The organism is Desulfomarina sp. (genome assembly GCF_054039375.1).
Genome location: NZ_JBPLBA010000058.1, coordinates 1 through 7,502, shown reverse-complemented (window position 1 = coordinate 7,502; position 7,502 = coordinate 1). Strand labels below are relative to the sequence as shown.

The 7,502-nt window shown below is 49.8% G+C and carries 6 protein-coding genes and 1 pseudogene; 6 read left to right on the top strand and 1 reads right to left on the bottom strand.

The window, feature by feature from the left end:
- Nucleotides 1-187 (bottom strand): annotated as a pseudogene (locus tag ACXLDX_RS03250) (IS66 family transposase); the annotation flags it as partial.
- A gap of 390 nt (nucleotides 188-577) precedes the next feature.
- Between ACXLDX_RS03250 and ACXLDX_RS03245 the strand changes: the two are divergent.
- From ACXLDX_RS03245 to ACXLDX_RS03220, 6 genes are all read left to right on the top strand, one after another.
- A complete protein-coding gene (locus ACXLDX_RS03245; protein WP_457575756.1) occupies nucleotides 578-940 on the top strand; it encodes a CRISPR-associated endonuclease Cas3'' in 363 nt (120 codons plus the stop codon).
- Nucleotides 941-961: 21 nt separating this feature from the next.
- Nucleotides 962-2,785 carry a CRISPR-associated helicase Cas3' gene (gene cas3 / locus ACXLDX_RS03240; RefSeq protein WP_457575755.1) on the top strand — a complete coding sequence of 608 codons (1,824 nt, stop codon included), beginning with the start codon at nucleotides 962-964 and terminating at the stop codon, nucleotides 2,783-2,785.
- A gap of 303 nt (nucleotides 2,786-3,088) precedes the next feature.
- Nucleotides 3,089-3,754 (top strand): type I-C CRISPR-associated protein Cas5c, encoded by a 666-nt coding sequence (cas5c, locus tag ACXLDX_RS03235; RefSeq protein ID WP_457575754.1) that lies wholly within the window; start codon nucleotides 3,089-3,091, stop codon nucleotides 3,752-3,754.
- A complete protein-coding gene (gene cas8c, locus ACXLDX_RS03230) occupies nucleotides 3,751-5,511 on the top strand; it encodes a type I-C CRISPR-associated protein Cas8c/Csd1 (protein WP_457575753.1) in 1,761 nt (586 codons plus the stop codon). The genes cas5c and cas8c overlap by 4 nt, the downstream gene beginning before the upstream one ends.
- Complete coding sequence (gene cas7c / locus ACXLDX_RS03225) at nucleotides 5,511-6,371, top strand: type I-C CRISPR-associated protein Cas7/Csd2 (RefSeq protein ID WP_457575752.1); 861 nt, start codon at nucleotides 5,511-5,513, stop codon at nucleotides 6,369-6,371. Before cas8c ends, cas7c begins: the two co-directional genes overlap by 1 nt.
- 15 nt (nucleotides 6,372-6,386) lie before the next feature.
- Nucleotides 6,387-7,226 carry a Fic family protein gene (locus tag ACXLDX_RS03220; protein ID WP_457575751.1) on the top strand — a complete coding sequence of 280 codons (840 nt, stop codon included), beginning with the start codon at nucleotides 6,387-6,389 and terminating at the stop codon, nucleotides 7,224-7,226.
- The last annotated feature ends 276 nt before the right edge of the window (nucleotides 7,227-7,502 follow it).

Sequence of the window (7,502 nt, the reverse complement as noted above, 5' to 3'; positions counted from 1 at the left end):
TCGGATCGCTTGAGGGCGGCTTGCTGCTGTTGGTGCTGTTTAAATTCAAGCGATTGGCAAGCAGGGTGATAATCAATATCAAAATCTCGAACATCGATCTTGTGGACACTGACAATTGCTTGTCTTCGCGTATCAGCAACTGCGTTTTTTCTATCGTGGCCTGTATATCAATGTTCTCGATTTTCATCCGCTTTTAATTCCTGTGTCGTTTGTTTAAACAAACTATAGCACAGGTTTTGAAATCGAAGTTTTTCGCCCTGAAATCAGCTGTATCGCGTCTAATATCTTTCAACTGCAAGCAAGACGTTTTTAAATAAAAGAACCTCCTGTCAGCCACTGTGGCGGTTTGATTGATGAAATGTGATAAATCTTAGAACAGTACTGAGATTCCAAATTTGTCGTTAAAACCTTGTCAAGTCTTTTTTTACTGCTTTTTCATTTTTTTTCGCTGAATAGTTACTTTCAATTTTAATTTTCACCATGGTTCCATGCACAAAATTAAAAAACAAGACACGATAATCGGGCATGGTCAGCTGGTACGATAGTTCCCCTATTATTTGGTTGCAGGATATTTCTGATGAAAAAATTTTATGCCCATAGCCTGGAAGGTTCGCCGGTTGAGCAGTGGCAACCTCTTCAAGTTCATCTGGAGAATGTGGCCTGGCGTGGCAGGGAATTTGCCGGCATGTTTGGGGCGGCCAGGTGGGGGTACTGTGCAGGCATTCTTCATGACGCGGGCAAGGCGACCGGCAAGTTCCAGAAAAGGCTGGAGGGCAGCAATATCCGTGTCGATCATTCCTCATTCGGAGCCAGGACGGCAAAAGAACAATGCGGCAGGCTTGGCATCCTGCTGTCCTATATAATAGCCGGACATCACGGAGAATTGCCGGATGGAGGCAGGCAGCAGGGACAGCTTCATTACAGGCTGCAACATGCTTGAATCCCCGATGATGCCAGGCTGTTGCCGGGCCTTTATTGTGGAGACGAACTGCGTCCGCCTTTTACTCTGACCAGAGAGTGGGCTGCTTTTTCCCTTTCACTCTTCACCAGGATGATTTTTTCATGCCTGGTGGACGCGGATTTTCTTGATACCGAACAGTTCTGTTCGCCGCACAAGGCGAGATACCGGCCGGATCAATCTTCAAAACTCCAGTTGGCTGATCTCTGGGAAATATTTGACTGCCACATGCAGAAGATTATCAGAGGGGCAGTACCAAGCCGGGTTAATGAACTGCGGCGGGAAATCTTTCGGCAATGCGTTTCGCAGGCCGTGATGCCGCAGGGGATTTTTTCCCTCACCGTCCCCACCGGAGGAGGCAAAACCCTCTCTTCCATGGCCTTTGCCCTGAATCATGCGGTGGAACATGGTTTGCGGCGAATTATCTATGCTATCCCTTTCACCTCGATCATTGAACAGAATGCCCGGGTGTTCAAAGAAATTTTCGGCCCAGAGGTGATCCTGGAACATCATAGCAATCTCATCGAAGATGATCCTGATGAACATGATCTCCATTTGAGCCATCGGCTTGCTGCGGAAAATTGGGACCTGCCTATTGTCGTTACGACAAATGTCCAGTTTTTCGAGTCGCTGTTTGCCAGTAAAACCTTGCGCTGCCGTAAGCTGCACAATATTGCCGGCAGTGTAATCATTCTCGACGAGGCCCAGGCCATTCCCACCGAATATCTCAAACCTTGTCTTGCCTCTCTGCGTGAGCTGGTATCCCGGTACAGGTGCAGTGTTGTTCTCTGCACTGCGACCCAGCCCGCCCTTGATGACACCAGCTCGCTTCGCCGCAACGCCCTGCCAGATATCCGAGAGATTATAGAGGACACGGAAAGGTATTCTCGTCAGTTCCAAAGAGTTGAAATCGAATTTATCGGCAGGCAAACCGATGCTGAACTGGCAACACTGCTCAGCAAGGAAAAACAGGTTCTCTGTATAGTATCCACAAAGCCCCAGGCACAAAGCGTTTTTGAACTGCTGGATGATAAAGAGGCCGCGTTTCATCTGTCAACAAATATGTATCCACTTCACAGGCAGCGGGTGCTGCAAAGAATCAGAAAACGTCTGCAGCAGGGGCAGGTATGCCGCGTTGTATCCACATCACTTGTTGAAGCAGGTGTTGACCTTGATTTTCCGGTTGTCTTCCGGGCCATGGCCGGGCTCGATTCCATAGCCCAGGCGGCAGGGCGATGCAACCGGGAAGGAAGGCTTAATGATCAAGGTAAGTTGGGCAGAGTCCTTGTGTTTGAATCGGAAAAAGAACCATCCATGCCGTGGCTGAAGCGGTGTGTTTCCAGAGCACGGGAAGCTCTTCGGGCCTTGCCGGATAAAGAACCCCTGGGACGGGAGATGATACGCCGCTATTTCGAGCTGCTCTACGATGTCCAGGAACTGGATGGAAAAAATATAATGAAACTACTCAATCCGGCTCCACTGGACAAGGATTTGTGTTTTCCCTTCCAGGAAGCAGCACAGCTTTTCAAATTTATCGAGGAAGATACGGTTGACCTCATCATAGCCCGCGAACCTGAATGCGATGAATTGATTCGGGTTCTTCGCCACGGAGAATACAGCCGGACCACGTTGCGGAAACTGCAGCCATTTACTGTCTCCGTACGCAAGAAGGACCTGGAAATTATGCACAAGGCTGGCGGTGTGGAGATGATCGATAAGGACAACAAGGAGTTTCCGCTTCTATGTAACCAAAACAGTTATGACAAGCAGGTTGGCCTGTGTGTGGATCGGGCCGGTGTGTGGGATGCTGATGATTTGATAACTTGATAAAAGTAATCCACTACTATCTCTGAAAAAAATATTGACAGATCTTTTCTGCTTCTCTATCATTGATATCCAACTTCAACATTATTGAGGTGAGAAGCATGCGGATACGTTTTAGAATTTCGGTTTTTAGAAAAAAACTACTGGATGCGGAGATTGTTTTGGAGCCTCCATAGTTAGTGGGAAAAGTATGTCATCCAATGAAATAGGATGTGGATTGAAACAGAGAAAGTAGAGGATAGGGTTTTACAGGGCCACTTTATATTGGTGGCCCCACCCTGTTCATATTTGCATTGAGAGGATTATATGGCTTATGGAACTACGTTAAAGGTATGGGGAGATTACGCCTGTTTCACCAGGCCGGAGATGAAGGTCGAGCGTGTTTCCTATGATGTCATGACCCCGTCGGCAGCCCGGGGAATTTTGGAGGCGATCCATTGGAAACCGGCCATTCGCTGGATTGTTGACAGGATACATGTAATTCGGCCTATCCGCTTCGACAACGTCCGCCGCAATGAGGTGGCTGGTAAAATCTCAAAGGCGAATCCATCCACAACCATGCGAAGCGGCAAACCCCTCTTTTATCTCGTTGACGACGGGGACAACCGGCAGCAGCGTGCCTCTACCGTTTTGCGCGACGTGGAGTATGTCATTGAGGCCCATTTTGAACTAACCGACAAGGCTGGCCCTGAGGATACAGCAGGGAAACATCTTGCCATGTTCCAACGGCGGGCGAAAAAGGGACAGTTTTTTCACCAGCCTTGCCTTGGTTGTCGTGAATTCCCTGCTTTTTTTGAATTGCTGGAAAAACACATACCGGCTTCCTTTTACCAGGGGCAGGAAAAGGAGTTGGGCTATATGCTTCTTGATATTGATTTTGCAAATAACATGACGCCCATGTTTTTCAAGGCAGTGATGAAGGATGGTATCGTTACTCCGCCCCGCCCTCACTCGCCGGAGGTGCGGACATGATTCTTCAGGCATTGCATACATACTACCAGCGGCTCCTTGAAGACCCTGACACCGAAATTCCCTTGGAGGGAACCAGCAGGGAAAACATCTCCTTTGCCCTGGTGCTTTCGCCTGACGGCACTTTGATGGAGGTTGAGGATCTGCGCGAGCAGGTGGGCAAGAAGAAACGGCCACGCAAGTTGACAGTGCCGGAAGTTAAAAAACGATCAGGGACGAAAATAGATCCAAATTTTTTATGGGATAATACGGTATTTGTTCTTGGTGCAGACAATAAAAAGGAAGAAGAAAAAGGAGATGACTGGATTGTTTGCCGTCACAAGGCGTTTGTGGAACAACTTAAAAAATTTTGCGTAGATGAAAATGATGTTGGCTTAAAGGCAATATTGCAATTTTATGAAAATCAGCACGCATCATTTATACGGGACCGGGATGACTGGTCTGAAATCAGCGGCACAAATCTTGTCTTCCGCCTTGATGGTGTGCCCGGTTTTATCCATGATCGGCCTGCAGCTCGCATTGCCTGGGGAAAATACCGGGCAGGGCAGAAAAAAGCACCGAGAGGTCAATGTTTGATTGAAGGCGCTGAGGTTCCGCTGGCCAGGTTGCATTCAAAAATAGGTTTACCTGGCACCAAGCAAAAAGGCGCTTTAGTCGCCTTTAACAAAAAGTCCTTTGAATCATACGGCAAGAAACAATCATTCAATGCCCCGGTGGGCCAGCGGGCGGCCTTTGCCTACACGACCGCGCTCAACTATCTCCTGGCCCCTGATAGCAGGCAAAAAGTGCGTATCGGCGATATGACTCTGGTCTTCTGGGCGGAGCGGCAAACCCCGGTTGAAGATATTTTCGCAGATCTCTTCGATCCTCCCGCGGAAGAACAACAACCGGAAACCGTTGCCGACCAGGGAACGGCAATAAAAATACGCGATCTGCTGCTTGCCCTCCGACAGGGAAAACAGGCCGTTGACATCCTGCCGGACCTGGACCCGGATGTACGGTTTTACCTGCTCGGCCTTTCCCCCAACGCGGCCAGGCTTTCCATCCGGTTCTGGGAGACAAACAGGCTGGGCACTCTTCTGACCAGAGTATCGAAACATTTTTCCGATATCAGCATTGTTCGTCAGTATGACAACGAGCCGGAATTTCCGCCGCTGTGGCGATTGCTTGTCCAGACTGCTGCCCTGGGGAAAAGTGAGAATATCCTGCCTTTACTGGCCGGTGGGATGGCCAGAGCCATGCTGACAGGTGCGCCATATCCGCAAAGCCTGTTGCCCGTAGTTTTGGACCGTATACGGGCCGAAGGACAGGTTACCTATTTTCGGGCAGCTTTGCTGAAGGGTTTTCTTGTACGAAATACACGATATAAGGAGGTGTCAATGGCATTGGACAACAAACGGCGTGATACAGCCTATGTTCTGGGCAGGCTGTTCGCCGTGCTGGAGAAAGCCCAGGAAGACGCAATCCCCAATACCGGGGTAACCATCAAGGATAAGTACCTGGCATCGGCTTCGGCAATTCCAGGCCTGGTTTTTCACATGCTGCTCAAGAACAGTGCCCATCATATTGCCAAGTTACGCAAGGACTCTGAAAAGAAAAAATGGGCCTATGGATATGACAGAAAAATACAAGAGATCATGGATAAACTCGCTGGCTTTCCCAAGACTCTCGATGCCGAGGCGCAAGGGCTGTTCATGATTGGTTACTATCACCAGAGAAAAGACCTGTTTACCAGCAAAAAAGACAAGGGAGATGAATAATGACTGCTATTGCCAACCGCTATGAATTTGTGCTGCTTTTTGATGTGGAAAACGGCAACCCCAACGGAGACCCGGATGCAGGCAATATGCCCCGTATTGATCCTGAAACCGGGCATGGCCTGGTCACCGATGTCTGCCTCAAGCGGAAGATCAGAAATCATGTCGCCCTGATAAAAAACGGGGCTGAGGGATTCAATATCTATATCCAGGAAAAGGCGGTGTTGAATGACACCAATAAGATGGCGTATCGGGCTTATGAACTTGAGCCTGAAAAAAAGAAACTGCCGAAAAAGGTGGAAGATGCGAAAAAGGTGACCGGCTGGATGTGCGCCAATTTTTATGACATCCGGGCCTTTGGTGCTGTCATGACCACGGAAGTCAACTGTGGCCAGGTGCGGGGGCCGGTCCAACTCGCTTTTGCCACTAGTGTTGAACCTACATTGGCCCAGGAAATCTCCATTACCCGTATGGCGGTAACCAATGCCAGGGATCTGGAAAAGGAACGGACTATGGGGCGTAAACATATAATTCCTTACGGGCTCTACCTGGCCAAAGGGTTTGTTTCCGCACCGCTTGCCAAGAAAACAGGTTTCAGCGAGCAAGATCTCGAACTTTTATGGGATAGTCTGATCAATATGTTTGAACACGATCGTTCAGCTGCCAGGGGCGTGATGAGTAGCCGCAAACTTTTTGTTTTCAAGCATGCAGACAAACTCGGCAACGCACCGGCCCACAAGCTGTTTGACCTGGTGCAGGTGAAACGCAAAGAGGGTTCGGACGGCCCGGCCCGGTCTTTCACCGACTACGAGGTAACCGTGGGCAACACGCCGAATGGAGTAGAGTGTATTGAAAAGTTATAACGGGGTATTCAGGCCATGCTAACCTTTTTCCGTGGGCTCGACCCCGACCTTCGAGACGCCCTGCTGATCCAGCTCCGCAACCTGTGGACCCATTCTTCAACTGCCATCGAGGGGAATACCCTTACCCTGGGCGATACCGCCTTTGTCCTCCAGGAAGGGTTGACCATTGCAGGCAAGTCGCTCAAGGATCATCAGGAAGTGGTGGGCCATGCCAGGGCCATTGATCTGCTTTATGAACTGGTCCGTTCTGAAAAAAGTTTGGCGGAAGATGATCTGTTTGCCCTGCACAAAGCCGTACAGACGGAAGTTGTCTTTGACGTGTACAAACCGGTTGGACAGTGGAAAAGGGAACCGAACTCCACGGCAGGCATTGTTGACGGCAGGCAGGTTATTTTTGAATACGCTCCGCCTGAAGATGTGCCGGAGTTGATGAAAGCCTGGTTCAGGCTGCACAGGAATTTTGAAAAATCCCTGGAACCGGGAGACAGGGACAAGGCTGGGCGAGCCCATGCGTACTTACATGTAGCCTTTGTCCGTATCCATCCGTTTTGCGACGGCAACGGCAGGATGGCCCGGCTTGTCGCCAATCTGCCGGTTCTGAAGGCTGGACTGCCACCGATCATTATCCCAGGGGAGAAACGCAAACAGTATATTGATCTGCTGGCCGCCTATCATCATCTTGCCGGGCAGATCAGGGCAGGGGATGAACTTGTTCCGCATCAGGACAAACTACAGCCGTTCATCGGTTTCTGCATGGAGGCCTGGCAGGAAACCTTGAAACTGGTTGATGATGCCCATGCCAGGCAGCGGGCCAGGACCAGGGAGCGTGTAATTGGAAAGAACAGCGATGACTGACCAGGGAAAATTGCTTCTCTATCAATCTGATGATGGTAAATGGGCGAGGCCACGGAACTGATCAGCCTGATCGTCAACTCGCTGGCTTCACGGTGAATGGCCTCTACCATAGGGTTTTCACCGGATATTGATGAATATGTGCATCCGGCGTCAGGATGGTCAGGCCGTGTTCAATGGCCTGACAGATGAGCATCCGGTCAAAGGGGTCTTTATGGATCGGCGGCAGTTCGGGAAGATGGAAAATATGTTCATAACCCAGCACAAGAGGGCGTATGT

Coding starts and splice junctions, on each gene's coding strand:
- ACXLDX_RS03245 (WP_457575756.1), top strand. CDS start 578: ATGAAAAAATTTTATGCCCATAGCCTGGAAGGTTCGCCGGTTGAGCAG.
- cas5c (WP_457575754.1), top strand. CDS start 3,089: ATGGCTTATGGAACTACGTTAAAGGTATGGGGAGATTACGCCTGTTTC.
- cas8c (WP_457575753.1), top strand. CDS start 3,751: ATGATTCTTCAGGCATTGCATACATACTACCAGCGGCTCCTTGAAGAC.
- cas7c (WP_457575752.1), top strand. CDS start 5,511: ATGACTGCTATTGCCAACCGCTATGAATTTGTGCTGCTTTTTGATGTG.
- ACXLDX_RS03220 (WP_457575751.1), top strand. CDS start 6,387: ATGCTAACCTTTTTCCGTGGGCTCGACCCCGACCTTCGAGACGCCCTG.